Origin of the sequence: Billgrantia montanilacus, from assembly GCF_003336675.1 — a bacterium.
Lineage (GTDB): Bacteria > Pseudomonadota > Gammaproteobacteria > Pseudomonadales > Halomonadaceae > Halomonas > Halomonas montanilacus.
In genome coordinates, this window is sequence record NZ_QPII01000005.1 from 224873 (window position 1) to 250950 (window position 26078).

Genomic DNA, 26078 nt, shown 5'->3' on the forward strand with positions numbered 1-26078 from the left:
GTGTCGACTGTCGTCCATGAGGCTACTTTTGGCAACAAGGGCGGGAGCCACCAGCTCCTCGAATCGACCTTGCCGGGGACTACTCCAGCGCTGGAAGAACTACGCTTCTTGGTCGACCGCCCCGCGGGACACATCGATTCGTCGGTGTCTTGGTCGCCATACTGGGGGTGCCAGCCGGTCGGGGAGTGGTGGGCTATCTGGCGAGGTCAGGAAGACCAGAGCGCGGCTCGGAGGAATATGGTTCGCGCAAGGGTGGCTTTAGTTCCGTTGGCAGAATGCGGCAACCTCGCCGATCTCACACCTCTCTTGAGTGCCATCGGGCATAGCGAGCAGTCAGCCGGCGCGGAGTTCGCGGGGACTGTTGTCGAGCGGTTAGCGACAACCGACAGGCCCATTGCCATCCCCGCCTTATCCATTGCTCCAGGTCTTCTTTCTGCACTCTGGCCACGGCTGTGGGCTGGCGCGCGCCGCGAGCTCTCACTCAGAACAGTGTTCGCCGAGGAATCGCTAAACATCGCCACACCGCCGAAGATCGCGCTTTTCCCTTCGGCGCTGCTTGCACGATGGCGCGGCAACCCTATGACGAGCCAGCCCGAGCCATGTTCAAGCCCTGCTGGCCGTTGGTTCGCGGGCGAGGCATCACCTCAACTGCAGCGGTTACTCGAGGAGAACGACAAACGCCTGCCTGGCGATCTTTCGGTGCTTCTGCGATTGAACCGTCTCGTAGAGAAGCTTGACGCCCTGCACTCAGGGCGAGGAACACTCGCAGATGCGCTGCTTATCGTTCGAACTCAAGAGGCGTTCCCAGGGGGGCTTTGCCTGCCATCTGAGGATGCAGAGGTAGTAAGTGCGGCGCTCTTGAAACTGCCGGACAGCTCTGCGGGTGAGATCCGCACGGCATCGTTGACGAGGCTCGAACAGATTCAAAATCTTGACGCTGTCACAGACGCTGTGGCGCAGTGGGTCGAGACCCGAATTGTAGATGCTGACGATCAAGATGCCCTCTGGATTCTCCAGCACCACCTCAGTCCCTCTCATTCCGAATGGTGGAGGAAGGGGGTCAGCGAAGGGCTCGCTTCAGCTGTCAGCAGAGCCTCACGGTCGCTGGCTTCAGCCATCTGGCGATGGCTAGAGCTCCGACCTCAGGCGATCCAGTGGCTCCTCAGATACTTCGATTGCTCGGGCCCGACCGAGTCTTGGCTCGCGTCCGATGCTCCGGACTTGCCGAAAGGCCCGTTGCTGGACGAGATGGAGCAAGTCTGCTCTGCGATGAACTGGCCCACTTTGCTGGCCACCATACTCCGTGGCAGGCGGCACCTCTCGGATGTCGTAGGTATCGTCAGAACCGCCACAAAAACCCCGGAGGCAGGTCTCGAGGCGATGCTGGCGAGCCGCGGGGCTTCCGAGGCAGTGATCGCCGCAGCGACAACGGGTTGGCCACCGCTACTGGATCGAGCCGCAGAAGCTACGCGTGAACAACCACAGCTGTTTTGTGGTGTCGACAATCAGCCGGCTATCTCCGAGCTGCTGCGTAGGCACCTGGGTCTCGGAGGGCAGTTTCCAGAGGCCTTGATCACCACAAGGTTCCTCACGCGGGTATTCGACAGTCTTCTCGACGGTGACGATGCGGCAATAGCGATATCCGCAAAGCTTCCGACAAGAGCAGGCGGGGTCACCCTCGACTACGATAATGCTACAGCGGTGTTGGTGCAGATGAACGGTGATGTACTGGCCGGTGCAGCCGAAGCTTGGTGGGGACGTTTCACAGCCAGCGAACACGTCGCGGCGCCTCCGGAGCCAATTCGCCGCCTCGTTGTTGACTCGATTCGCAAACGCACGAAGGAAGCACCCATTGCCGTGGTTATACGACTGCTGAAACTGCTCCCTTCCATCGACGAGTCTTCGTTTGCTGATTGGGTGCTCCATACAAGCTTCTTCTGGGAGGACGGCGACCATCAGCGAATGGCCCAAGTGTTGGAGGCGAGACAATGGAATTCAGCTGCGACTTCATTTCGGCGATCATGGAAGCAGGAGCTTAAGCTTGTAGCGTGGTACGCGCAGTCCCTGCTGTCCTGGTCCGACTGCTTTTGGTGGCCGCCCTCGGGGGCTGGGTCAAAATCATTCGCAGGATTACCTGCGGCACACACCATCACGAGTACTGCAATGCGAATTACATTCTTGGCTGCCAACCCACTCAGTTCAAGCCGACTCGCACTTGACGAGGAAGCACGTTCCATCGACGAGAAGGTCCGCGACTCTAAGCACCGGGATCTCGTCACATTCCGCACGCGATGGGCCGTTCAGCCGCAAGACCTGCAGCAGGCACTGCTGGAGGACGAACCCGTGGTGGTCCACTTCTCCGGCCATGGAGGCGGGTCGAGCGGCATTGTACTGCACGCTCAAGACCAGGGAGCTGAGCACCTCGTCGCGGAAGATGCTCTCGTTGACCTCTTCAGAGTTCTAAAAGATGAGATTCGGGTCGTTGTGTTGAATGCGTGCTACTCGGAAGTCCAGGCGCAGGCGATCGTTCAAGAGATCGACTTCGTTGTAGGTATGTCGGACGCTGTGGCTGACGATGCAGCGAGGGTATTCGCAGCCGCCTTCTATCGCGGACTCGCTTTCGGTCGTTCGGTGCAGACAGCATTCGACCTCGGCATCAACGAGCTCCGCTTGGCTAGGCTTGGTGACGAAGATCATATTCCAAAGCTTCTTGTCCGTTCTGGCGTAGATGCCAGCACAGCGAAGCTGGTCGGAACAGCTTCGCTGTAGAATCCCAGGTTATTGTCTCCGACGCTGGTTTACACGAAACGCTCTGGCGAGTCCCCGATTTTCCGAGCCCTTGGGAGGTCTACCACTTGCGACCGAGCCCTCATCTTGGCAGGCAAGCTCCACAAATTTTGACTATTCCCTCGGCCAATCGGTACCTCGTCGCCAGTGGGTGGCCTGTCTCACTTCGGCTCTGTGGTTTCGCGGTGCCGACAGTAGCGTGGCGGCAGGCTGAGCGCAGCCAAGGCACTTATGCGGCCTGAAGGCCAGGAGCCACAGAGGCCGGAGCAGGTGGATGCAGCGGACGTGGCTTCGATCGAGCGCTGAACATGACGTTTATATCAGTAAGGCCTGAACATCCCTCCCTCCTGGCCGAATTTTGTCTCTCACCAAAAAAAGAGTGCGGAAGATACCGGTGCTACCCCTGAGGGCAGCACCGGGGTTATTTCGTAACTACAGATACCCGTGCTCCGCAAACGACTCGCAACGCTCGCTACCGACCACGATGTGATCGATAACCCGCACCTCGACCAGTCCAAGCGCCTCTTGCAGGCGCTGGGTAATGCGCCGGTCGGCGTCGCTGGGCTCGGGGTCACCGCTTGGGTGGTTGTGGACTAGGATCACTGCGGCTGCGTTGCAGGCCAAGGCCTGCTTCACCACCTCCCTAGGGTAGACACTGGCCGAGTCGATGGTGCCGCGGAACAGCTCCTCAAAGCGGATCACGCGATGCTGGCTATCGAGGAAGATGGCACTGAACACCTCATGCTCGTAGTCCTGCAGCAAGATCTGCAGGTACTCGAACGCCAGCGCCGGCTGGGTGATCTTGCGCCCCTTGGCCAGACGACGACGGGCGAAGGCCTTGGCGATGTTCAGAAGCTCCGCTTCGGTCACCGTGTCGGTAATGCGATAGGTACCGGCGGTCTCGCCGGCACTCAGCTTGCGATGGTTCATGATTGTTCTCCTCAAGCCGCCATCACTTGCGCCATGCGGCGCTCCATTTCTTCGTAGAACGCCTCGACCCGCTCGGCGATGGTGCGAATCAGCGCCTCGTCCCGGTAGGCGCGCTTCACGAACAGCGGCATACCCGGCCAGTAGCTGACGAAGTCGATCCATTCCCGCTCGCTGACCCACAGGCCCCCCTGGCACTGGGCCACGTGCTCCTGGGGCAGCTCACCCTCGAGCAGCAGCTCGATCTGGTACTTGGGCAGCTTGGTCTTGATCTCGGCCAGGCCGTTGCTGTCCACCAGGCAGTCCGGCGAGTAGCCCACGCCGTGGTTGAGGATGATGCCGACCTGCTCGAGGCGGGGCAGGCCAGAGGCTTCCTGGTAGAGCTCCCGCGCCACCGGTTCCAGTTCGTGGCCACGTTGCGTATGGGCATTGCCCTGGAAGGCATCCGAGGGTTCACCGGTGATGCGCTCGCCGATCAGCTGATGCATGTAGCTGATGGCGCCAGTACCGAAGCCTCCGGGCCCTTTGCCCTTGACCAGCAGGGCCTTCAGCTCGGACATGGTGACGATACCGAGGCGTGCGGCATGCCACTCGGGCGTGCCCTGTTCCAGTGTCAGGATCTGCATGACAATCTCCTTGTGACATGACGGCATAGCGGCGAGGGGTAACCCTCGCCGATCGCTCAGTGACGTTGACGGTTGGGCAGCGCCCGCTTGTGCAGGGAGGCGCGTAGCTTGTCGAAATCGCTGCGGGGGACCCGTTCGACCTCGCCGTACTTGCCGACGAACCACTCCTGGGTAGTGACAGGGCAGGCGATGATCAGCTGCTTGAGCTGACTCGCCTGGAACGGTGTGACCACCTTCAACGGTGGTGCGGCGCCATGACCGTTGTCGTCCTGGCCGCGGGTGGTGATGTTGAGCAGCGCGCACAGCACGTAGCGCTTGCCATAGCTGGTGGAGGAGCCGAAGGCCTGTACGGCGTTCTTGTTGCCGCTGACATCGGCCGGCAGCAGCATGCTGGTCTCCTCGCGATGACCACCCTGGTGCATTAGTACACCAGTCACCTGGATGCCCCGCTCCTGGGTCTGAATACGGAAGCTCACCGCGAAGCCGTGGCGCTGCATAATGGGACGCACGGTGTCGACGATATCCTCCAGCGTGGCATAGGCGCCGTTGTTGCCCTGGCCTCGTTCGGTAATGCTCGGCAGTTCCGTCTGCATGGCCGCCATGGCGGCGCTGTATGCCATCAGCGCCTGACGATCGAGGACACGCTCCTGCATCTGCAGCAGTCGCTCCATCTTGTCGATATCGACCTCGGGGTTGAGGGCAGCACGCTCGATCACCTGGATGATCGCGGTGCTCTCCTGCAACGGCTGGGCCGCCGGTACCTGGCCGTTATGCCCAGATAGCTTGGGGGAAGACGGCGGTTGGGTGGTGGTTGCCATGTTGGCCTCCTTACAGGTAGCGGTTGATGACCTCATGGAGCTGCTCGGCAGGGACCGGCTCCAGCGTCACGACCACGCGGTAGACCCGGCCCTCGGCCAGCACGTGGGTATGGGTTTCACGTTCATTGGCCCTCAGCAGTTGACGCGTCAGCTGGGTCAGGGCGCGGCAGATCTCGAATGACAATCGCGATGACATGAGTCCTCCAGAAATAGAAACGCCCGGCCTTTGGTGAGCCGGGCGCTATGCCATGATGGGATTGGGATGAATGAAGATCAGGCGACCAGCGCCATGGCCGACGTCAGGGCCTTGTCCTTGAGGCTCGCGCCTTGGCCGAACCAGGCGGAGTCCATGCGGTAGTCGTTGCTGCGAGCGCGCTTCTCGTGGTCGACGTACTCGGTGATGGCGTTGAGCAGGCCCCAGGCGGTGCCCTGGGCCGTGCAGAGCTGCGAGCCCCGCCCTTCGCCCTGGTAGAGCTTCTGGACGCGGTTGAGGGCCCGGACGTTGGGCAGCTTGGAGGGGTCGTCCAGCGGCGCCTCGGCGTTGCAGATCACCGACTGGAAGTAGGTCTTGATCTCCTCCTGGCTGACCTTGCGCTCCGCCAGGGTCTTCATGCGGTACATGAAGTCGTCCCACTGGGAGACCGAGATACCCAGCTGCTGCTTGACGCGCTGCGGGTTGAACTCGGTGCTGTGCGGTACCTTCACCCCCTGCGCCATACCGTCCACGGCAATGGTCAGGGTGTTGTTGCACACCACCCGCACCGACGTGGGTGTCGCCACTGTCGCCAGCGAGCCGTCACAGGACGTGGCCAACAGCAGATAGGCATTGACCTGGTCCTGCCCCTTGATCGCACTGCCCATCCCACTGCGGGCCAGCGCCCAGAACTTGCGGCCGCCCTTGAGCACCCCGGCGGTCTCCAGCTCATAGCCGGCGTACTCGGTCAGGTCGCGGTAGAACTCGAGTACCTCTTCCGGCTGGACCACCTTGTAGCGCTGCGAGACCACCGACAGGGGTGCCCGGGTATCCGAGCGATAGAGCACCTTCTGCTCAGGGAAGGAATGAATGCTGCCCAGGTGACCAGCACCATCGGCGATGAAGCGCACCGGGGATGCCTCGATGTGCCAGTCCATGCCGGCCTGCTGCCGCCAGACCTCCAGCGGTTGATGACGCGACAGCTGCTGCCCCAGGCCATGCCAGGGGGTGTCGCCGACGTAAGCCATTTGCTCGATCAGATGTGCCATGGGAAATCTCCTAGACGAAAAAAAGCCGGCAAGGCGCCGGCGGATAGGAAGAGGGAGGGTTGGGTGGGTCAATTCAGTACGCGGAAGCTATGGCCGCAGCCAAGGCACAGCCAGGGCGTGCCTTCACCGTGAGGAAACAGGTGCTGAACCAACTGGTTTCCGGTGGCTGCCCCGGCGATACCGCCAGTGGCAGCTGCAATCACCGCGGTGGCGATTCGGCTGAGGGGAAAGGGGCTGGTAAGTAGCCGACCGGGGTAGTAGAGCGACGTGTAGGCGCCCTTGAGGGAACCTGCCAGCGCGCCGGCAGCAATTCCCAGCTTGCGGGCGGTCTCGAGGTTGATCACGCGCTGCGTCTCGCAGCGTATACAGGGTGGGGGCATATGACGTCTCCTGTGCCGGTGGAAAAGCCCGGGAAGGGCTCAGGCCACAGGAGTGATATAGAGCTCAAAGATCTTCCATTCGAGGAAGACTAATATTGTTTTCATAACGCATTGAAATATAAGAATTAGGAACTAATTGTAAGTATGGACACGAACTAACTTAGCTTGCTGTTTGACTTGCTCAAGCGGCGGATCACTACGGAAAAACCACTGGCCACAATATGCTATAGGGTCTTGATTTCGAGACCGGCTGATCTTACCCAGCTTTAGTGGTGGAGACGGGCAAGGTTCTAGAGGGGAGCCTCAATCCTTGCATGTTCTTCATCTCGGCGAGATGGCCAGATGCCACTGCTCCGTATGGGAGGGTGCCCACCGATGTAGAGCGACAATCAAGATGACCAAAGGACGGCGGGATCCCCGAGGGGGATCCCGCCGGGTGATCGCGGCTAACACGGCATTGAGTGGTCTGCTCGCCAAAGAGGTGTCAGCGCCGGGGCGACACATCGCCGTGTCAACGTAAGTGAGGCTTTAAATGACTTTTCACCGTATTGATAGTCCCATCGCCCTCGCTGTCAAGGTCACGTTCAGCACCGCCACTGCCTACCGCCTACAGAATGACCCGCGGCTGCCGTCGCAAACGGCGACACCACGCACACGGCGCCGACCCGATCCTCTGGCCGGTCTCTTCGAGGAAGAGGCAGTCCCCTTACCTGAAGCGGCACCAGGGCCGCGTCCGGTCGCCCTGTTCGAGGGGTTGCGGCGCCGTCATCCCGAGCTCGAACACGGCCTTCGCCGTACCCTGGAGAGTCGGGTGCGCGCCTAGCGGACGGTGCGCGGGCCGGAGTAAGAGGTCATCTTCTGCCAGACTCACGAACTGGGACGGGTACGCCATCACAGTGCTCGAGATGGCCTGGTGCTAACCAACAAGACCTACAGTATTTTTTTTCAGAACGGTAAGCTTTGTGCCTTTGCATCGCCGTGAAAGATTTAATCTATTGATTTATAATGCCTATTTTGAGAAATGAGGTGCGATAATTAGAGGCCAAAGTGCTTGGTAGACGAATTATTACAAGAGCTTCGTGTTGGTGTGGAGATTGTTGTATCCCATGGCTAGAATTTAAAGCGTCAACCAACGGAAAGAAATGAGGAGGAAGTGATCATGCAGGACACCTGTTTACGAGATGTTCACCTAAGGGTCATCAGGATGAGAGAGATGGTTCTGAAGCTTGGAATTAGTCGCTCGTCGGTGTATGAGAAGATCAATCCTAAGTCAATGCGTTATGACGCTACTTTTCCAAAACCTATTAAGCTGGGAGCGTCTGCTATTGGTTGGGTAGAGAAGGAGGTTGATTTGTGGATTAAAGGAAGGGCCGGGCACTAACTTTGAGCGCCGGTTTTAAAGCTAGATTATGATTTCTTTCTTAAGGCGGAGGGGTGAGTGGGTTAGTAAGGCAAGGTTTTTTTGTTTGTGATTTAAGGATATATATATTATTCCTGCTGCTTAAATATTCCTTATGGATTTATAGGGTGGAGTAGTGTGCCTGAGAATAGGTATGTATACAGGTAGGTGTATGCGGTAAGCGGACGTGAGGAGCGGATGAAAATTAATAGGAATGATCTGAATGATCACTTTGTGGAAAAGTCCACTATTGTGACAAAAGATAAGTCTAGATTGATTATAAATCAAGATGCTAGGAGAGTGGCTCAATTTTTGATCAAGTTGAGGAAGGTTGCGCAAATATGTGGTATGTATGAACAGGGGCTTGAGATTCCTAAAGGAAGGATAAACACCAAAGGGTTAGTCAAAGTTGAAAAAAAGCAATGCAAAAACCTCATAAAAATATTGCTGAGATTTCAGCTGGCTGACTTTGAGGAGTTGAGGGAAATCTACCCTGAGCACCGTTTCTGCCCATATACTGAAGCGCTTTTGTCCGCTTTGGTTGAAAATAAGTATTTCGACATTATTTCCTACTGGAGAACTTTTGGGACACTACGGGATGATCATGCCTTGTCAATGGAGAATATTGTCATGAGCGTGAGGGATAAAGTCACTGGGAATGAGTTTAAAGCAACTGTTTCTAAGCATGAGCGCGCCGCAAATAAAAATTCCCGTGAAGCATGGAGCTATATCCGGAATTTGTTTCGGAGATATGCTAGGCTATTAGTCGTCAGAGTGGATTTTCATTACCGGGTGGAGTTTTCGAAAGGGCCAGAAAAAGTAACATTCGAGGAGGCGAGGGAGCACCGTACAAAACTACTAAGAAGTATGAGGTATCGCAAGGAGTTCAAGTGTCTTGCTGGCATGATTTGGAAGGTCGAGTATGCACCATTCAAGGGGTATCATATTCATGGGATATTCTTTTTTGATGGTAATAAGAGGAAGAATATATATCCTGTATGCGTCGGCCTCTCCGACTTCTGGGTTCATGAGGTAACGAAAGGAAAGGGATATACCTACGCTATTGATCCGAAGGTCCATAACTACAAGTATCCTTGCGTTGGGATGGTAGAGTACCATGAGGGGGATAAGCTTAAAGGCCTGAGGTTTGCTGTGGATTATTTGGCAAAGGTGGATTATTTGGCAAAGCTAAATGTTCCTGGGCGTCTGTTTGGAAGGATGGTCGTCAAGCCTTTACAAGGTAAAAAAATGGGTAGGCCAAGATTGCGTGAATCGAGTTTGGAGATTGTGTGAAACTTTATTCAAAGTTCTGCGTTAGCCTAGCTACAACGGCTAGGCTAACATAGCAGCATGGATTCACCTTGAGCTTGTCTTTCTAGACATGTTTGCGACATAGGCTTTCTCAACATCGGCATCGATCCCTTTTCTCAGCCATGTGTTGAGCTTGGTTTCCGCTTCCTTTCTATCTAAGGGGTAGATTGCTGAATAAGGACTGTTGTTATGCTCACTTAGAACTTTTTCAGAAAGTGAGCTTGCTGCATGCCCCTTCGTTTTCCAACCTTCTGGAGGGGCTTCGCTACTGAGTAGTCTAATAAATGATTCCTTTACGTTGTCATATCTAGAAGCTGAAAGCTGACCGTATGCTTTTTTGGCATTTGACTTATTGAGATTTATGTTTTCCTCTACGCAGGTTTTTATATCGTGCCCGAGGCCCTTGAACTCAAGGAGCGTTGACCATGACTTGTCGTGATGTTTGCATTCTTCAAGTAAGTCGGCGCAAGCCAGCCACATCATAGCGCGCGGAAAGGTGACTATTGTACTGCTGGCCAGTTCAGAGAATGCCTCTATCCGGAGATGTCTTTCCACCTCCGATGCCGATGTATTTTCTCGGAGCATATCAAGTGCCCCATTATAAAGTCTGTCGAATTCTACTAGTGATTTTTCTTCATCGGCTTCTTCAGCTTGGTGCCGCTCAACTAGCAACATATCAATATATTGCTCGCGGAGCTTTTCTTTAAATTTTTCTATTCGCTCTCTTAATGAGGTTTCAGAAATAATATAATAGTGGTCATGTAAAATCATGAATCCTCCTCGCATCTTTATCTGTTTATGATCATCCAGGTACTCTGGACGATAGTGAACGGGCGAGAGGGGGTTGCGTAACTCCTGGGGCATGGGGTGTCCTACCTGAGCTGCTCTTAGAAAAGTTCTTAACCTTCTAAAGTTAATGCGAATCGCTAGGGTTTGCAAAGGAATAGTGTGTGGCCTCCAAATCGGCAAAGCGCTTTTGTTGATTGGCAATGCACCAAGGAGGACTTGATCCTTCCCGCTATACAGCACAGAGTGTTACAAAAATCTGAATAATTGTAGGGGCAGGGATGACCACCGAGCGCATCACCGACTACCACGCCAAATACTTCGCCTACGAGCTCACTCGCCAGCGCAGGGGGGGAGACGTGGATCGTCTGGCAGCATCGCTGTTCGACGCCTCAGTCGATCTCAACCCGCATCAGATCGATGCGGCTCTGTTCGCCCTGCAGAACCCGCTGACCAAGGGGGTTCTGCTCGCTGATGAGGTGGGGCTGGGTAAGACCATCGAAGCGGCGCTGGTGATTTGCCAGTACTGGGCAGAGCGTCGGCGTCGCTTGCTGGTGATCGCACCGGCCGCCCTGCGCAAGCAGTGGGCGACCGAGCTGGCCGAGAAGTTCCACTTGCCTACCCAGGTGCTGGATGCCCGCACCTACAAGCAGCAGCGTGATCAGGGGATTTACGATCCGCTGGATCAGGACGCCATTAGCGTGATGTCCTACCACTTCGCGGCCAAGCTGGAACCTCAGCTGCGTACCATCCCCTGGGATCTGGTGGTGATCGACGAGGCCCACAAGCTGCGTAATGCCCACCGCGAGAGTCATCGCACCGGGCAGGCCATCAAGCGTGCCTTCGCCGGCAGCCGAAAGCTGCTGCTCACCGCCACGCCATTGCAGAACTCACTGCTTGAGCTCTACGGACTCTCCACGGTGATCGATGACCAGCTGTTTGGGGACGCGATTAGCTTCCGCCGCCAGTTCATGCGTGGTGGTAATGACATCGAGGGTCTGCGACGCCGGCTAGATGAATTTGCCAAACGCACCCTGCGCCGCCAGGTGCTGGAGTATGTGCAGTACACAGAGCGCAAGGCGCTAACGATCCCCTTCACCCCGTCCCAGGATGAGCAACGGCTCTACCATCTGGTATCCGGCTACTTGGCGCGGGAAGACAGCTATGGCGTGCCCACGCGACAACGCCACCTCGTGACACTGGTCATACGCAAGCTGTTGGCGTCCTCTACCACGGCCATTATCCAGACGCTGGAGACCCTCAAGGAGCGACTCGAGTCGTTGCAGAACCGTCACCAGGTCGAACAGGACTGGCTGGAGCGGCTGCTGGCCGATGAGTCGCTCGATGAGGAGCTGTTGGAAGCTGCGGAAACCGATGAAGTGGAGGAGGCCGATACCCCGTATCTGGAACAAGAGGTCAATCTCACTCGCTTGCAGGGTGAGATCGCCGAAATCGAGCAGTATCTGAGCCTGGCTCGGGGGATTCACGAGGATGCCAAGTCCCATGCGCTGGTCACCGCGCTGGAAACCGGCTTTTCTCGCATGGATGAGATGGGGGCGCCGCGCAAGGCGGTGGTGTTCACCGAATCCCGGCGCACTCTGGAGTACCTAAGCCGGTTTCTGGAGCGGAACGGCTTTGCCGATCAGGTTGTGACCTTCAGCGGCACCAACAACAGCCCCGGGGTTACGGGTATCTACCAGCGCTGGGTTGCGGAGCATGCTGGCAGCGACCGTGTGACGGGCAGTCCCGCTATCGACCGCCGTACTGCCATCATCGACCACTTCCGAGACAAGGCGCAGATCCTGGTGGCTACCGAGGCGGCCGCCGAAGGCGTCAACCTTCAGTTCTGCAACCTGGTGGTGAACTACGACCTGCCCTGGAACCCTCAGCGTGTGGAGCAGCGCATAGGCCGCTGTCACCGCTACGGCCAGCAGTTCGATGTGGTGGTGGTCAACTTCCTCAACCAGCGTAACGAGGCCGACAAGCGCGTGCTCGAGCTGCTGAGCGAGAAATTCCAGCTGTTCGATGGCCTGTTCGGCGCCTCCGATGAGATTCTCGGTCGGCTGGAGTCTGGCGTGGATGTCGAGAAGCGCATCGCCGATATCTATGCCACATGCCGCACGCCGACCGCCATCGAGGCGGCTTTCGCCGAGCTGCGCGAGCAGCTGGAGACTGATATCGATGCCCGCATGAAGGAGACGGAGAGCAAGCTGCTCGAGCATTTCGACGAACAGATCCACGACCTGCTGCGCGTTCAGCGCGACAAGGCCGAGGCTCAGCTAGACCGCACCGGTAAGCTCTTCTGGAAGCTGACCCGGCACTGCCTGGAAGAACAGGCCAAATTCAACGACAGCAGCCTGACCTTTCACTTGGAGGCTTCCCCGGTACAGAGCGTGCCTGCCGGTGACTACTGGCTGATTCGCAAGGGGAAGGGCATCAAGCCGCCCGAGCATGCCCACGTCTACCGGCTGACCCATCCGCTGGGCGAGCATGTCCTCGATAGCGGGCGCCGTCGGGAGACGCCGGCTGCCACGCTGCGCTTCCTGCTATCGGACCACCCGCTGCGAATCTCGGTACTCGAACAGCTCATCACTCGTAGTGGGTGGCTGGAGCTGAATCTGCTAGAGCTGGACAGCTTCCAGCATGAGGAGCACCTGGTCTTCACCGCCCTTGCTGACGATGGCACACATCTCGACCAGGAGGCCTGTGAGCGACTCTTCAATGTAGAGGGCGAGGTTGTTCAGGAAGCCAGCTCAGAGCCGCCTGAAGCGCTCTCAGCGCTCGCCAGGCGGCAGTTGGATGCCACCCTAAGCCGCGTACTGGAGGAGAACCATACCTACTTCCAGCGCGAGCGCGACAAGCTGGAGGCCTGGGCCGATGACCAGATCGCCTCCAGCGAGGCGCAGTTGGAGGACACCCGCGCGAAGATCAAGGACGCCAAGCGTCGCTCACGTACCGCCGAGACCCTTGAGGAACAGAAGGTGGCGCAGGAAGCACTGAAAACCCTCGAGCGGCAGCTGCGCCGCGACCGTCAGGCGATCTTCGACGTGCAGGACGAGATCGAGGAGAAGCGAGACGCGCTCATCGATGCCCTGGAGCGCCAGATGCACCGCAAGAGTCAGTCCCATCGGTTGTTTCGTATCCGCTGGGAGTTGGAGTAAACCGAGGCCGGCTAAGCATGACGGATGCAGGTCCGGCCGGTATCATCACCGCCAAATGAACTGTGATGGGTTGTGCTATCTGGCCAACCCAGTTTTTTCGCGCAATATTCTGATATTCCGATATTTTTTGGCGTATCGAGAGAGAACGAGAAAGGGTCTATGGCTGTTACCACCGCGGACGATCGCAAGGAACGCTTCATCAAGCTGCTTCATGAGCTCTTCCAGCTCGACAAGCCGGAGCTGGATTTCGGGCTCTATCGCATCATGCACGCCAAGAGCGACCAGCTTTCTCGGTTTATCCGCGAGGATCTGGCCCAGGCCATCGAGGATGCGTTTGCGGAGCAGGGCGACCAGCAGCTGGCTTCGATGCGCGAGGTGATCGAGGAGAAGCGCCGTCAGGCCGAAGAACTGGGCGCTCCGGACCCGGATAGCGCCCCGTCGGTGAAGCAGGCGCGGGCCGCTTACGATGTCGCCAAACGCGAGCAGAACGCCTCGGCGGACATCTACGACCATCTCTACCGCTTCTTCTCGCGCTACTACGACAAGGGCGACTTCATGAGTCGTCGCCACCATGTCGCCGAGAACGACAGCCGGGCCGCCCCCTATGCGGTGCCCTACGATGGGCGCGAGGTCTACCTCCACTGGGCCAACAAGGACCAGTACTACGTAAAGTCTTCTGAGACACTCTCAAACTTTACTTTTGAGCTCGGAAAAGCCATTCAGAAAGAGATGAAACGAAGAGGGCTACAGCCTTCATTGGATCTCGGTGTTGTACAAAATGCTTACAAGGTTCATCTTCGAGTAGTTGACGCCACCGAAGGCGAACATAACGATGTGAAGGAAAGCACTGAGCGCTACTTCATCATCCATCGCGATGAGCCGGTGCGTCCGGATGGAGCCGATCTGGTACTGCAGTTCGAGTATCGGCCGGACCCGGAGAAAACGGGCCAGAGTAGCACCTGGCAGAAGAAACTGCTCGAGGATGCGGAAGACGTCATCATGGCGTCGCTTCGTACCACAGATGGGGTTGCCGCCTTCCGAGATGGGCTGGCAACCAAGGCGCCAACAGACAAGCAGAGAGAGCGTACTTTGCTGGGTAAGTACCTGCAGCAGTACACCGGCCGCAACACCATGGATTACTTTATCCACAAGGACTTGGGCGGCTTCCTCTCCCGGGAGCTGGACTTCTACATCAAGAACGAGATTCTGCGCCTGGACGATATTGACAATGCCGGTGTGCTGATCGTCGAACAGCAGCTAAAGAAAGTTCAGGTGCTGCGCAAGATTGCCAAGCAGATTATTACCTTTCTGGCACAGTTGGAGAATTTTCAGAAAAAGCTTTGGCTCAAGAGGAAGTTTGTTAAAGAGGCTGATTACTGTCTCACGCTTGACAAGCTTGAAGGAAGAGAAGAGATTTTGTATGAGATTTTTCAGCAAGAATTGCAGCGTAAGCAATGGGTGGATTTTTACGCTATAAACTTGGATGAGCTTGATGGTGATTTGAGCAGCAAGAGTGTGAGTGAGCTTGTGAAAAATGAGAAATACCGGTTTCTCATGGTTGATACGGCTTTGCTCCCAAAGAGCCTCAAATATGAGATTTCTAATTTGTCGTATGGTGAAGGTGATTGCCTAGACGGCGTTTTAGTTCAATCAGATTCATTTCATGCATCTAGGCTCATGGCTAGTAGCCTTCGAAGCTCTGTTGATACAATTTACATTGATCCGCCCTATAATACAGGTAAGGATGACTTTATTTACAAGGATGGATACCAGTCATCTAGCTGGTTGTCTATGGTTTATGATCGAATTTCCAATTCTCATGAATTTTTAAGGGAATCAGGCGGTTTCTTCTCTAGTTGTGATGAGAATGAATTTAAAAATCTGTCTAGAGTTGTCGAGAATATATTTGGTGAAAATAATTTTGTTAGCGAATTCGTCTGGAAGACAGATGGTAACTTTGACAATCAAGCCAAGGTCAAGCTTGCGCATGAGTACATTTTGTTTTATTCAAAGAATAGAGACCACTTGCCTTATCCAAGCGCAATAGAGGGTTGGGCTAGTGAAGATAGCAAGCTGTTTAATGATAATATTGTCAACACAATAGTAAAAAATGGTCCCAAAAACCCTCCTGGTGATGTCATCCTGCCAGTAGGCTTTCCATCAAATGAACAGGACTTTTTTCTAAAAAATGACGATATAACATGGCCAAAGTACAGTGTTGATGTGGAAGTCAATGATTGGAAGCTTTCTCGTGAAGTCAAAGCAAGGTCTGGGTGGAGCTCCAAAACTTTACTTTTGCAGTTTATTGAGTCTGGGTTGAATCCAGTATATGACAACAAGGGTCAAGAGACAGTGTTCTACTTGACAAAGAATGGTGCAATTGAGTCAAAGAAAAAAAGAAGCAAAGACCATGGGCATATAACTTCATTGATACAAAAGGTAGGCACAACACAGTCTACCAGCTCACTTCTTGATCACATGGGCGTCCCGTATCCAGACTACCCTAAGCCTATTGGGTTGATGCGGCATATCGCATCTATTGTAAAAGATTCTAAATTTATATTAGATTATTTTGCTGGGTCTGGGTCAACTGCCCATGGGGTCATTGAGGAAAGCAGGGGGAGCGGTAAAAAAATTAAATACGCCTTGATCGAAATGGGTGAGCATTTTGATTCGGTGATGAAGCCTAGAATTCATAAGGCAGTTTACTCATCAAGCTGGAGGGATCAGGCCCCTAAAAAGGATGATCATGGTGAATTAGGGGGGCTGTCTCATGCTTTTAAATATTTTCGGCTTGAAAGCTACGACGACACCTTAAACAATCTCGAGCTTGACGATAACCCCCAGCGCGATGCGCTGATGGAACAGAACCCTGAGCTGCGCCGCGACTACACCCTCAAGTACCTGCTCGACGTGGAAACCCGCGGCTCGGCCTGCCTACTCAATACCGAGTGGTTCCGTGACCCTGAAGGCTACACGCTGAAGGTCAAGCAGCCCGGCAGCGACGAGACCCGCGAAACGGCTGTCGATCTGGTCGAGACGTTCAACTGGCTGATCGGCCTGCATGTCACTCACCTCGACAAGCCGCGTACCTATGTCGCCCGATTCAAGCGTGAGGAGGACCCAGAGCTGCCGGAGGACCAGAATACGCGGCTCAAGGCAGAAGGCCTGAAAGAGAATGAGGATGGCGCCTTCTGGATTCGCCAGGTGGAAGGGCACGTGCGCCGTATCCCGGGCAGCGACGAGGATCTGGCCAAGGTGCTGGTGGTGTGGCGCAAACTGACCGACGACCCCGAGAAGGATGCCGCGGTGCTGGAGGCGCTGCTGGCGAAATACAAGATCGGCACCACCGATAGTGAGTTCGATGCCATCTACATCAACGGACCGCACGGCTTGAATCTAACCGGCAGTGCGCGCAGCCGAGTGCACAGCCTGGAAGAGACCTTCCATGCCCGTATGTGGGAGGGATGTGACGATGATCTCTGAAGCCAGATCCCCTACCTGCTGGATCGTTGCCGGCCCAAACGGGGCTGGCAAGACGACGTTTGCGCTTCACTACCTCCCCCAGGTGGCCAAGTGTGCGCGGTTCATCAACGCCGACCTGATCGCTGCCGGACTGTCGCCATTGGCTCCTGAGCGGGAGCTGCTCGCCGCCAGCAGGATATTCCTACGTGAGATAGAAGACGCGATCGAGGAGGGCGATGATTTCGCTTTCGAGACGACGCTTTCGGGGCGTGGCTATCTGAGCCTGGTGAAGCGGCTGCTCGATAAGGGCTGGCGCGTCGAGCTGGTCTACCTGGCACTCCCCTCGACGGAGATGTCACGTCTGCGTGTGGCAGAGCGGGTATCTCATGGTGGCCACAATATCCCACTGAAGGACATTCAGCGCCGCTTCCCACGCAGCCTGCATAACCTGCTGACGCTCTACGCGCCCTGCGTTTCCCGTGCGCGCTGCTTCATGAATGCCGGCGGCACCCCGGAGCCGGTCTTTGAACAGACCGGGTACGAGCGCCATATTCTCGATGATCGCCACTACAACCTACTCGTCAAGGAGGCACGGCCATGACTCAGCTGGCACCGGATACTCAGGAGATGCTCGATAGCCTCCGTACTGCAGTCGCCGACACCTTGGAGCGTAAGCGTCGCCTCGGCCAGTACGCCGTGATCTGGCAAGACGGCAAGCCCGTGCTGGTGGGTGAAGATGCGCCTACGAAGCGAGTGGGCGAGCAGGATGAACAGGACCAGGAGTCGCACTGATGGCAGGTAGGCCACGCCAGACCAAGATCCAGCAGCTCAGTGCCAAAAGCGACTTCCTCAAGAAACTGGTGCTCAACCAGTGGGTGCTGGCGCGCTTCGGTATCGACCCGCTGGAGCAGTACCGGGACGGCGGCAGCCGAGTGCGTCCGATTACCCTGCTCAGCAAGACGCTCAAGGAGAGTGATCCCGGGCTGACCGGTGATCGCCACCATCACTATCTCCATGCCTTGCTGGGTAGCTATCAGCCCACCTGGAAGTACGGTGAGGAGGATCTGAAGCGTTTCGACGCCAACATCGTTGAGCATACCGATGCGCTCAACCAGCAGCGCGAAACCGAGGTCGATTGGAAATACTTCCAGTGGCTGACTCTGCTGTTCGTCGAGATATATCTCCACGAGTATTTCCGCGATCGCGAGGCGCTCAAGGCCAGCCTCAACTGCCAGGTCGAACGGTTCAATAGCTACTGGCAGGGACAGGGCTACCAGACAGGCATCGGCCCCTATGAGGATGATGACCTCAACAAGCTGTGCCTGCAGAACGCCACGGGCTCAGGCAAGACCCTGCTTATGCACACTAACGTGCGTCAGTTCCGTCATTATGCCCGTGAGCACCATCGGATTGCCGACTACGGCCAGATCATTCTGATTACGCCCAATGAGCGCCTCAGCGAGCAGCACCTGCTTGAGTGCCGTGACTCCAGCCTGGAGGCGGAGCGCCTGAGCCAGGACGGTGGTGACCTGTTCAGCGGCGAGCGGAAATCGCTGAGCCGCGTTGCGGTGACCGAGATCACCAAGCTCGGCATCGAGCAGGGCAAGAAGACCATGGCGGTGGACAGCTTCGGCGATGGCAACCTGCTGCTGGTCGATGAAGGGCACCGCGGACTGGGATCGGCGAGCGAAGAGAAGGGGTGGCTGTCGCATCGCAACAAGCTGGCCGGGCGTGGCTTTACCTTCGAGTACTCGGCCACCTTCAAGGAGGCCGTGGTGGCCGCCAAGGATGCTGCGGTGGAGGAGACCTACGCCAAGGGCATCCTGTTCGATTACGGCTACCGCTACTTCTACGAAGATGGGTACGGCAAGGATTACCGAATCTTCAACCTTCCGGAGAAGGAGACACAGCAGCGCTACACCTATCTCACGGCGGCACTGCTGGCCTTCTACCAGCAGCAGCGCTATTACCAGGAGGAGCATGGCCAGCTGACCCAGTGGAACCTGGCCGCGCCCCTGTGGGTGTTCGTGGGGGCCAGCGTGGTCAAGGACGACGGCAGCAAGGAGACCGCCAAGAACTACAAGGATCGTGCTTCCGATATCGCCCAGGTCCTGGGATTTCTGGCCTGGTTCCTCGGAGAGAAGGACGAGGCCCGCCGGGCACTCAGCGCCGTTTATGAGGGTGATGCGGCCAGTACTGGCCTGATCGACAAGCAAGGCAATGAGATCTTCTCGGGCAGCTTCCCCTGGCTTAAGGCGCAGGGGCCATCCGTTGAGGAGCTCTACCGCGACATCCTCACCCATACCTTCCATGCCCCGGGCGGCGGCACGCTGAACGTAGATCGCATCACCGGTGACTCTGGCGAGCTTTTGCTGAAGGTGGGGGAGGCAGAGAAGCCCTTTGGCCTGATCAATGTGGGCGATGCGCTGGGTCTGGCTGAGCACCTCGAGGATCGGAAGATCCAACACCTTCAGGTCCGCAAGTCTGAGCTGGCCAATCCTATCTTCGCCGAGGTCACTCGTGAGAGCTCACCGGTCAACCTGCTGATCGGCTCCAAGAAGTTCATCGAGGGCTGGAACTGCTGGAGAGTCTCCAGCATGGGACTGATGAACACCGGCAAGAAGGAGGGCTCGCAGATCATTCAGCTGTTCGGCCGCGGCGTGCGTTTGAAAGGCCGCGACATGAGCCTAATGCGCTCCAGCCGGCTCGATCCGGTGTTGGCACCGAAGCACCTCTATCTGCTGGAGACCCTCAACGTATTCGGCGTTGGCGCCGACTTCATGGCGACCTTCCGGGATTTCCTGGAGGACGAAGGCCTGCCGGGCAATGACCAGCCTGAGATCCATACGCTCAAGCTGAACGTGATGGAGGACGTGGGCAAGTCGCTGAAGATGCTGCGTCCCAAGGTCCGACAGGACACCAAGCAGGCTTACAGCTTTCACCGCGACGGCCCCCTGGTGCGCTTCGGGCACCCTGTGGCTACCGTCGGTAGTGGTTTCCGTCATGAGCTGGGCCTGACGCCTGATATCGTGCTCAAGGAGCGCAAGATAGAGCTCGACCGCTACCCCCGGGTCGAAAGTCTGCAGGCTTCGGGCGTGAAGGACGTAATGGCCAAGCCCGGCCAGGCCAAACAGCACGAGCGCTACTTCGATGACGACCGCCTACTGTTCCTGGACATGGCTGCCCTGGAGCGGGACATGGAGCGCTACCGCCGCGCCCGCGGCTACGCCAACCTGCTGATCGATTCTGGCCGACTCCCGGCGCTGCTGAAGAGCCAGGTGTGGTACACGCTGCTGGTCCCCAAGGACCAGTGGAAGCTGCATGCCGACAACTTCCAACGCTACCAGAGCATGGCGCTGGAGCTCCTGTCGCTGCTGATGGACCGGGTCTTCAACTACCACCGCCGAGCCTACCTGGAGCCGCGCATGGAGCTGGTCGCGCTCGAGGATGCCCGAGGCAACCTGCCGGATACCAAGGAGTATCAGCTGATTGTCGACGGTAGCGAATCGGCGTTGATCGACGACATCAAACAGATGAAGGAGGCCATCGAAAAGCAGCGTCAGGCGATCTATCGTTCGTCCAAGTCCAATGGCATCAGCGCCGTGCAAATCGGTGCCCATCTCTACAATCCGCTGCTGCACCTGGGCAAGGACAGCCGTATCCGCGTCGAGCCCGTTGCCCTCAACGACAGCGAGTTTCGCTTCGTTGAAGATCTGAAAGGGTGGCTGGAGCGAAACCATCAGGCGATAGGGGAACGTGGCGAGCAGCTCTACCTGCTGCGTAACCTGGTCAAGCAGGGAATCGGCTTCTTTGAAGCGGGGGGGTTCTACCCCGATTTCATCCTCTGGCATGTGCAGGACGACCGCCAGCGTATCGTCTTCGTCGACCCCCATGGGCTCCGCCATACCGGGCCGAAGGACGAGAAGATCGAGTTTGGGGAGCGAATAAAGGATGTGGAGCGGCGCCTGAAGAGTGAGCACGTTGAGCTGGAAAGCGTCATCCTGGCGCCTTCCAGTACCACGCGAGAATGGATAGTAAGCCACTGGGGGATGACCACAGAGGAGCTGCGTGCCAAGCACGTGCTGTTCATGTCAGATTCCAACTATCTGGACAGCCTGATGCAGGTGGTTGCCGGAAAATCGACCGCAGAGGTGGAGCTTCAACCATGACTCATTTTACCTGTCTTGTTGGTAACCTCTGTAGGATAGCGCCCGGGGCAGGCGTAAACAGAAAGCTTGATTTTTTACCTGATAACCAAAGTTGTTTCTGGAGTTGTTCGTGATTTGTAAGATTCTGCCTTTAATTGCGCTGTCAGTTTTTGTGATGGAAGGCCATGCGTCTACACGTGATCAAGCAATAGATGAAGCAGAGAGGGAGTATGAGTCGCAAGTAGAGGTTGAAAAAAGTTGTGCAGAAATTATTGAAGATAGTGTAAGTAGTGTTCCTGATAGGTGTTTGACTAAGGCGGAGCAGTATAGAGAGCTGACGGCCTCTGAGGCTATCCGCCCTGCAAGCAGAGTGTCTGGGGGAGTTGAAAGGTTTTTTGAGGCTGAGGCGGAAAAAGCATGTGAGGATATAGGTTTGGGAGGAGGGTTTTTTTCAAAATCAGAGTGTAAGGAAAATATTTCTTACATGGCGGTTCTGGCATATTCCCATGTTAATAATTCTGGCACTACGTATCCATATGGGGCCGCAAGAAAAAAAGGGAATGAGGCGCCTACTCCTACTACAGACGAAGACTTGGCTAAAGAGAAACTGGCAAAAAATATTCAGACAAAAGCGAATGCGTGCCAGTCGATGATTCGTGGCTCGGGTAAAAATGAACTTCCTGCGTGTTATTATTCTGAATTTGCGCTATCTGTGATTGAAATGTTTTCAGGAGAGCTGGATGCAGCATTTAACAATAAGAAAGATAGAGTTGATAGGTGCTTAGAAAATCCAAGCTTAGCGTCTTGCAAGGATGTTTCTGAGCATGCTGATAACCCGATGGTGACTAAAAGTATGGCAAGAAGTCGCTGGGAAAAGATTGAAGAAATTAAAGCCTGTAGAGACCAGGGTGGAATGGCAGAGTCAGTATCAATCTGGATGGCTGTTAATCAGAAGCTGAGGGCTGCTTCAGAGCTCGAGGAATATATACTTACAAGTGAGGAGGTGGAGGAAATAAAAAGTGAGTCGGAGTTAAGGGCGGTTCTTATGAGTGCTAGTGATGGATTTAATGATTACTGTGATGCGTTGGTTGATATTTATATCGAGGATGTAAAAAATAGCCTTTTTTTCAGCATGTATGAACTTGGCTATTATTGATAATATTTTATAAGAAAACTTGGCGGCTGCTGTATTATGGTCAGCGATTTTGCCGGTCCAGTCGCGAAAGCTCGAACGGAAGCCATGGGGGCATAGCCCCCACAGGCGCCATTTATTGAAAGCTCAATAAGTGGCGCCTGTGGTCATTGGTTGATTTCATTTTATGTTAGGCTGGAAATACATTCCTGGACCCACCTTCTCGCTAAGGTCTTGTATCCATTGAAACTTGGTTAAGCTGATGAAGGATGTTCACTAGGTTGGGCTTGTATTCAGTGTGCCTGTCTACTAATGATGTTACATCAACATTGACAACTTCGCACTGGCTAACACCTTTGCTGCTGAAGAATTCGATTTCTCCCAAGCCTGCCGGTTCATCACCACCTTGTGCCATGCGGTACAGTTTATTCAATATCTCATCATTAGATGAATAAAAGTTAAAAACTTTACCCTCTACAGACTGTAAAGCACCAGCCCATCGCTGTTTGTCGGTACGAGACACCGCCCCACCGAACAGGTAGGCCTCATCCACCTTACACCCAGATCCGACCAGAGCCACTAGTGAGTTTTGAATGACACGCGCCCCTAGCGAATGGCCATAAAGCTTGATTTTAATATCGGGATTGAAGGATTTGAAAAACCGAATTTCTTCAGCAAGACGATTGCCGTAAATCAAGGCATTTTCCACAGCCTCATACCAACATGTCATGCCGGACGTCGTAAAGTTCCTCGAGGGCCACGAGAAGCCTGCAATTGCACCAGGAACTTTACTTGCTTCGAATGGCATCCTCCAGTCAACAAACTGTCCCTTTGACGCCTCAGACATAAACCCGTCAATGCAGATATTGAGCACGCCAGACCTATTGTCTTCAACTATGTGCCGAAGGCCAAATATTTTTTCGGCAGCCCGAGCATCGTCTGACGTGTAATCATCTACGAATCCGCTAGCACGCACTCCCCATTTATGGATTTTCTTAAGACCCGCCACACCGGGTACAAAGTCTGATGCCACATCAGCGACCGCAAGCGCTCTACGTAAGTAATCAGCTCCACTCTGGGCGGCAGCATAGTCGTCCCGGCTTACATCATGCAAACGGCTGAAGGCATCAATACAGGAAGATTTGTAGGCCATGACAGCGGGGAAAATGGATTTAACCACTTCTTTCTTGTCTATATCTAACTCATTGACCATATGACGGATCCCCATGTCGGAGAGGGGGTCATCGTCTTTTTCAAAACGAGCGAGAGAGGCCACCAGTATAAGTTTCTTTTGCCACAGATGTTGTATTTCCATCAGTGAAAAACCGGGGTCTTCATTCACTTGATCTGGAGTAACATCAGCGTGCTGATAAAAGGCGCCGAGAATGTGGTTCAGGAACATAACCTCTGCACCACTGCTAGAAGCGTCATGCTGCTTCATCACCCTTTCATTGAAAGCTATCAAGAAAGTAGTTGCTTCGGGTGCGCTCAGCTCGTTAAGCTTTAAGGAGTTAAGCATGAACATTTTTTCTGAGGCTGAAATCGTCTCTAGCTCTTTTTTGCTAAGCGAGTTTTCATATATCAAGTCATAAATGTCACAGGAAGTTTTGAAGAAGGTTTCTGTCATTGCCGCCATGTCGGCCTTGGCTTTGTCGCTCAGGTGAATGTTTGGCTCAATGCTTTCATTGATAAATGTTTTTAATTCACCTCCGTTTGAAAGAAAAGACAAACCCTTCCTCTCAACGAAGCAATTCTCTGCCAGCTTGGCAAGAAATAACAGCAATTTTTGAGAGCCGAGCGATAACACTTCGTGGATGACCTCGCTAAAGAGCCAGCGTTCTCGCATATCTAAACGCATTGATACGGCTACATCATCATCCTCAAGACCAGAAAAAGCGCATAGTGTTTCGAGGAAAGAGACTTCTTTTTCATTCATTGGCGGTGTCTGGAAGAGAATCAAGCCCAATAGCTTGATGATTGCCTTACGTTCCGGCAGTTCTCTCTCTTGCAAAACGGAGTAGATCACATCATGTCCTCTTCTTTCGTTGACGTACCTGGGCACGCTGGTCTGTCCCTATTGATAAGTATCGGCAGGTAGAGGAGTAGGTTTATAGTCGCGACGAAATTTTTCCTATCAGAGCACTTCTGTATCATTTTCCAGCGCTTCTCGAACAGGTCACCACGGAGGCTGGGTCCCCTTGCGGTCGATCCGATGACCAAACTGGTCTAGGTGGACGGCCTCTGGCCTAACCCGCAGGCCGGCGTCAGCAGGTGCTACTCGTCGAACGACTCAACATTAGATCAACGATCAGTTGCTGACGGTGTTGGTAGTACAGCGACGAGCGGCTGATGCCCAGCAGCTGATACTGCCGCCGCAGACTCGGGGTGAGCTGGAACATGTATTTAGTTTTTGATGACGCGAGTATATTTAAAATTGCTCCCTTTTATGCTTTGCGGGCTGCTGCTCTTGGATTTTAGGTCGTCTTTTAGGCATATGTTGCAGATTTTTCTTGTTGCCTCGCTAGTTCGAAACCGTCTATGGCATATGACACAGCTTCTATATTTTGGTGAATTTCTTTGTGAGCTCTTGTCCTCTTTCTTGGCTTTTTTTGTGTTTGGTTCACTTCTTGGCTTGATTTTTTCGATTTCCGAAGGTGACTTGTTTCTAGCCGTCTGTTTCTCAAGAATTGATATTTTTTCTTTGTATTTTTCTATGAGATGAGCCTGTTGTTCAATTTTAAATCTCATTTCTGAGATTTCTGCTCTGAACTGATCCTTAACCTGCTCTTCTATTTTCTTTTGAAGGTCTTGATCTGTCATGTTTCTCTCTTATTAGTAAATTCCGCTTCAGCGTCAGTGGAATGTCATATCACGTGCGGCGATTGTTCGTGCCGTCTCTAGAATCTCATCACGCCAGTGGGGAGGTGACAGTACTTCGACACTGGCCCCCATGCCCATCAGCCACCACAGGGTCTGCTGGTCGTCGGGTACGATCGCTTCCAGCCGCTGCCAGTCACTCTCGGCGAGCGGCGTCAGCGTCTGGGATTCTGCCAGGGGCGTCTCGGCGAGTAACCAGGCCATCTGGGGCTCGACATGGGCGATCAGTGTCACGTCAACGGGGCTCTGCCTATAGCCGAAGGCGCCGCGGCGGATGTAGTCGTCTAGCTCGAAGTTGGGTGCCTCCCTCCAGAGGGCGTCACTAATCATGGCGGCTCTGAAGCGGTGCAGGGCAAACTGACGGATGTCCGTGTAGTCGTTCACCGTGGCTAGCAGATAGGTCACGCTGTGGCGGCTGACCAGCCCCTGGGGGTGCAAGGTGAAGCGTTTCTCTTCCTCTGCACTGCGCGACAGGTAGCTCACGTCCAGTGCTTTCTGTTCCAGCAGGGCCTGGGTAACGGCCTGCCACACACGCTCTTCCAGCGGCGCCGGAATCAATGCCTTGCCGTTGGGGATGGCGCGGACTCGCCTCGCCCATAGGCTCAGGCCGTTGCCGGCTAGATCATCGAGTAGCTGCCTGGCATCACGAAACTGCGGGGACAGCTGTCCTACCACTACTGGTGGCAGCAATCCTTTCAGATACTCTTCGGCCAGCACTAGGGTGAGGGCGCTGGGCACGTCCAGGGCCGGAAGGGTGCAATGAAAATCGCGGTCGAAGTACCAGCGGTAGGGCTTTTGGGTGTCGTCGCAGGTGAGCGGGAAGTGTAGGGCTAGTTTGTCGCGCAGATCGCGCTGCAGGGAGCGGGTGTCGATTTGGAAGCCACGCTCATGAAGCTTCTCGAGTAGCACCGGCGTTGAGATGCGCCCGGGGCTACGCGGGATTAGCTGCAGCATGGTCAGGTAGCGGAACAGGGTATCGCGGATCTCGGACATGGACGGTCCTTGTCGTGAGTGGCCAA

At 55.2% G+C, this 26078-nt stretch carries 19 protein-coding genes and 1 pseudogene; 10 read left to right on the forward strand and 10 right to left on the reverse strand.

Annotated features, from left to right (window positions below):
• Positions 1-2769 (forward strand): GAP1-N1 domain-containing protein, encoded by a 2769-nt coding sequence (locus tag DU505_RS09600; RefSeq protein WP_114478760.1) that lies wholly within the window; start codon positions 1-3, stop codon positions 2767-2769.
• A 450-nt stretch (positions 2770-3219) separates the two neighbouring features.
• Here the strand turns inward: DU505_RS09600 and DU505_RS09605 are convergent, their stop codons facing one another.
• From DU505_RS09605 to DU505_RS09630, 6 genes are all read right to left on the reverse strand, one after another.
• Complete coding sequence (locus DU505_RS09605; RefSeq protein ID WP_114478761.1) at positions 3220-3717, reverse strand: JAB domain-containing protein; 498 nt, start codon at positions 3715-3717, stop codon at positions 3220-3222.
• Positions 3718-3728: 11 nt separating this feature from the next.
• Positions 3729-4340, reverse strand: a complete 612-nt coding sequence (locus tag DU505_RS09610) for a lambda exonuclease family protein (RefSeq protein WP_114478762.1) — start codon at positions 4338-4340, stop codon at positions 3729-3731.
• Between the two features lie 56 nt (positions 4341-4396).
• The gene (locus DU505_RS09615; protein ID WP_114478763.1) at positions 4397-5158 is read right to left on the reverse strand and encodes an ERF family protein; all 762 of its coding nucleotides are present in this window, start codon (positions 5156-5158) and stop codon (positions 4397-4399) included.
• 10 nt (positions 5159-5168) lie between these two features.
• Positions 5169-5354 (reverse strand): hypothetical protein, encoded by a 186-nt coding sequence (locus tag DU505_RS09620; RefSeq protein ID WP_114478764.1) that lies wholly within the window; start codon positions 5352-5354, stop codon positions 5169-5171.
• A gap of 77 nt (positions 5355-5431) precedes the next feature.
• Complete coding sequence (locus tag DU505_RS09625) at positions 5432-6400, reverse strand: DUF932 domain-containing protein (RefSeq protein ID WP_114478765.1); 969 nt, start codon at positions 6398-6400, stop codon at positions 5432-5434.
• 68 nt (positions 6401-6468) lie between these two features.
• Positions 6469-6780, reverse strand: a complete 312-nt coding sequence (locus DU505_RS09630; RefSeq protein ID WP_114478766.1) for a hypothetical protein — start codon at positions 6778-6780, stop codon at positions 6469-6471.
• A 532-nt stretch (positions 6781-7312) separates the two neighbouring features.
• On the opposite strand from DU505_RS09630, the pseudogene DU505_RS22315 reads away from it, so the two are divergent.
• From DU505_RS22315 to DU505_RS09645, 3 genes and pseudogenes are all read left to right on the forward strand, one after another.
• Positions 7313-7624: pseudogene (locus tag DU505_RS22315) on the forward strand (IS21 family transposase); the annotation flags it as partial.
• A 360-nt stretch (positions 7625-7984) separates the two neighbouring features.
• Positions 7985-8161: an AlpA family phage regulatory protein gene (locus tag DU505_RS23095; protein ID WP_422667013.1), complete on the forward strand. Its 177-nt coding sequence runs from the start codon at positions 7985-7987 to the stop codon at positions 8159-8161.
• 216 nt (positions 8162-8377) lie between these two features.
• Complete coding sequence (locus tag DU505_RS09645; protein WP_114478769.1) at positions 8378-9472, forward strand: YagK/YfjJ domain-containing protein; 1095 nt, start codon at positions 8378-8380, stop codon at positions 9470-9472.
• A 63-nt stretch (positions 9473-9535) separates the two neighbouring features.
• Here the strand turns inward: DU505_RS09645 and DU505_RS22320 are convergent, their stop codons facing one another.
• The gene (locus DU505_RS22320) at positions 9536-10354 is read right to left on the reverse strand and encodes a hypothetical protein (RefSeq protein WP_147273062.1); all 819 of its coding nucleotides are present in this window, start codon (positions 10352-10354) and stop codon (positions 9536-9538) included.
• 203 nt (positions 10355-10557) lie between these two features.
• On the opposite strand from DU505_RS22320, the gene DU505_RS09650 reads away from it, so the two are divergent.
• The 6 genes from DU505_RS09650 to DU505_RS22325 all read left to right on the forward strand — a co-directional run bounded on the left by DU505_RS09650 (position 10558) and on the right by DU505_RS22325 (position 22206).
• Positions 10558-13437: an SNF2-related protein gene (locus tag DU505_RS09650; RefSeq protein ID WP_114478770.1), complete on the forward strand. Its 2880-nt coding sequence runs from the start codon at positions 10558-10560 to the stop codon at positions 13435-13437.
• A 159-nt stretch (positions 13438-13596) separates the two neighbouring features.
• Positions 13597-16923 carry a DNA methyltransferase gene (locus DU505_RS09655; RefSeq protein ID WP_114478771.1) on the forward strand — a complete coding sequence of 1109 codons (3327 nt, stop codon included), beginning with the start codon at positions 13597-13599 and terminating at the stop codon, positions 16921-16923.
• Positions 16913-17503, forward strand: a complete 591-nt coding sequence (locus DU505_RS09660; RefSeq protein ID WP_114478772.1) for an ATPase — start codon at positions 16913-16915, stop codon at positions 17501-17503. Before DU505_RS09655 ends, DU505_RS09660 begins: the two co-directional genes overlap by 11 nt.
• Positions 17500-17694 carry a hypothetical protein gene (locus tag DU505_RS09665; RefSeq protein ID WP_114478773.1) on the forward strand — a complete coding sequence of 65 codons (195 nt, stop codon included), beginning with the start codon at positions 17500-17502 and terminating at the stop codon, positions 17692-17694. The genes DU505_RS09660 and DU505_RS09665 overlap by 4 nt, the downstream gene beginning before the upstream one ends.
• Complete coding sequence (locus tag DU505_RS09670) at positions 17694-21071, forward strand: DEAD/DEAH box helicase family protein (RefSeq protein ID WP_114478774.1); 3378 nt, start codon at positions 17694-17696, stop codon at positions 21069-21071. The genes DU505_RS09665 and DU505_RS09670 overlap by 1 nt, the downstream gene beginning before the upstream one ends.
• Before the next feature lie 109 nt (positions 21072-21180).
• Positions 21181-22206 carry a hypothetical protein gene (locus DU505_RS22325; RefSeq protein WP_147273063.1) on the forward strand — a complete coding sequence of 342 codons (1026 nt, stop codon included), beginning with the start codon at positions 21181-21183 and terminating at the stop codon, positions 22204-22206.
• A gap of 202 nt (positions 22207-22408) precedes the next feature.
• Here DU505_RS22325 and DU505_RS09680 read toward each other — a convergent pair whose 3' ends face one another.
• The 3 genes from DU505_RS09680 to DU505_RS09685 all read right to left on the reverse strand — a co-directional run bounded on the left by DU505_RS09680 (position 22409) and on the right by DU505_RS09685 (position 26052).
• Positions 22409-24208: a DUF726 domain-containing protein gene (locus DU505_RS09680; RefSeq protein WP_114478776.1), complete on the reverse strand. Its 1800-nt coding sequence runs from the start codon at positions 24206-24208 to the stop codon at positions 22409-22411.
• Between the two features lie 377 nt (positions 24209-24585).
• Positions 24586-25002 carry a hypothetical protein gene (locus tag DU505_RS22330; protein ID WP_147273064.1) on the reverse strand — a complete coding sequence of 139 codons (417 nt, stop codon included), beginning with the start codon at positions 25000-25002 and terminating at the stop codon, positions 24586-24588.
• 33 nt (positions 25003-25035) lie between these two features.
• Positions 25036-26052 (reverse strand): helix-turn-helix transcriptional regulator, encoded by a 1017-nt coding sequence (locus tag DU505_RS09685; RefSeq protein WP_114478777.1) that lies wholly within the window; start codon positions 26050-26052, stop codon positions 25036-25038.
• Positions 26053-26078: the final 26 nt, after the last annotated feature.

Coding starts and splice junctions, on each gene's coding strand:
- DU505_RS09630 (WP_114478766.1), bottom strand. CDS start 6,780: ATGCCCCCACCCTGTATACGCTGCGAGACGCAGCGCGTGATCAACCTC.
- DU505_RS22330 (WP_147273064.1), bottom strand. CDS start 25,002: ATGACAGATCAAGACCTTCAAAAGAAAATAGAAGAGCAGGTTAAGGAT.
- DU505_RS09605 (WP_114478761.1), bottom strand. CDS start 3,717: ATGAACCATCGCAAGCTGAGTGCCGGCGAGACCGCCGGTACCTATCGC.
- DU505_RS09655 (WP_114478771.1), top strand. CDS start 13,597: ATGGCTGTTACCACCGCGGACGATCGCAAGGAACGCTTCATCAAGCTG.
- DU505_RS09650 (WP_114478770.1), top strand. CDS start 10,558: ATGACCACCGAGCGCATCACCGACTACCACGCCAAATACTTCGCCTAC.
- DU505_RS09670 (WP_114478774.1), top strand. CDS start 17,694: ATGGCAGGTAGGCCACGCCAGACCAAGATCCAGCAGCTCAGTGCCAAA.
- DU505_RS09625 (WP_114478765.1), bottom strand. CDS start 6,400: ATGGCACATCTGATCGAGCAAATGGCTTACGTCGGCGACACCCCCTGG.
- DU505_RS09615 (WP_114478763.1), bottom strand. CDS start 5,158: ATGGCAACCACCACCCAACCGCCGTCTTCCCCCAAGCTATCTGGGCAT.
- DU505_RS09660 (WP_114478772.1), top strand. CDS start 16,913: ATGATCTCTGAAGCCAGATCCCCTACCTGCTGGATCGTTGCCGGCCCA.
- DU505_RS23095 (WP_422667013.1), top strand. CDS start 7,985: ATGAGAGAGATGGTTCTGAAGCTTGGAATTAGTCGCTCGTCGGTGTAT.
- DU505_RS09645 (WP_114478769.1), top strand. CDS start 8,378: ATGAAAATTAATAGGAATGATCTGAATGATCACTTTGTGGAAAAGTCC.
- DU505_RS09665 (WP_114478773.1), top strand. CDS start 17,500: ATGACTCAGCTGGCACCGGATACTCAGGAGATGCTCGATAGCCTCCGT.
- DU505_RS09610 (WP_114478762.1), bottom strand. CDS start 4,340: ATGCAGATCCTGACACTGGAACAGGGCACGCCCGAGTGGCATGCCGCA.
- DU505_RS09685 (WP_114478777.1), bottom strand. CDS start 26,052: ATGTCCGAGATCCGCGATACCCTGTTCCGCTACCTGACCATGCTGCAG.
- DU505_RS09620 (WP_114478764.1), bottom strand. CDS start 5,354: ATGTCATCGCGATTGTCATTCGAGATCTGCCGCGCCCTGACCCAGCTG.
- DU505_RS22320 (WP_147273062.1), bottom strand. CDS start 10,354: ATGCCCCAGGAGTTACGCAACCCCCTCTCGCCCGTTCACTATCGTCCA.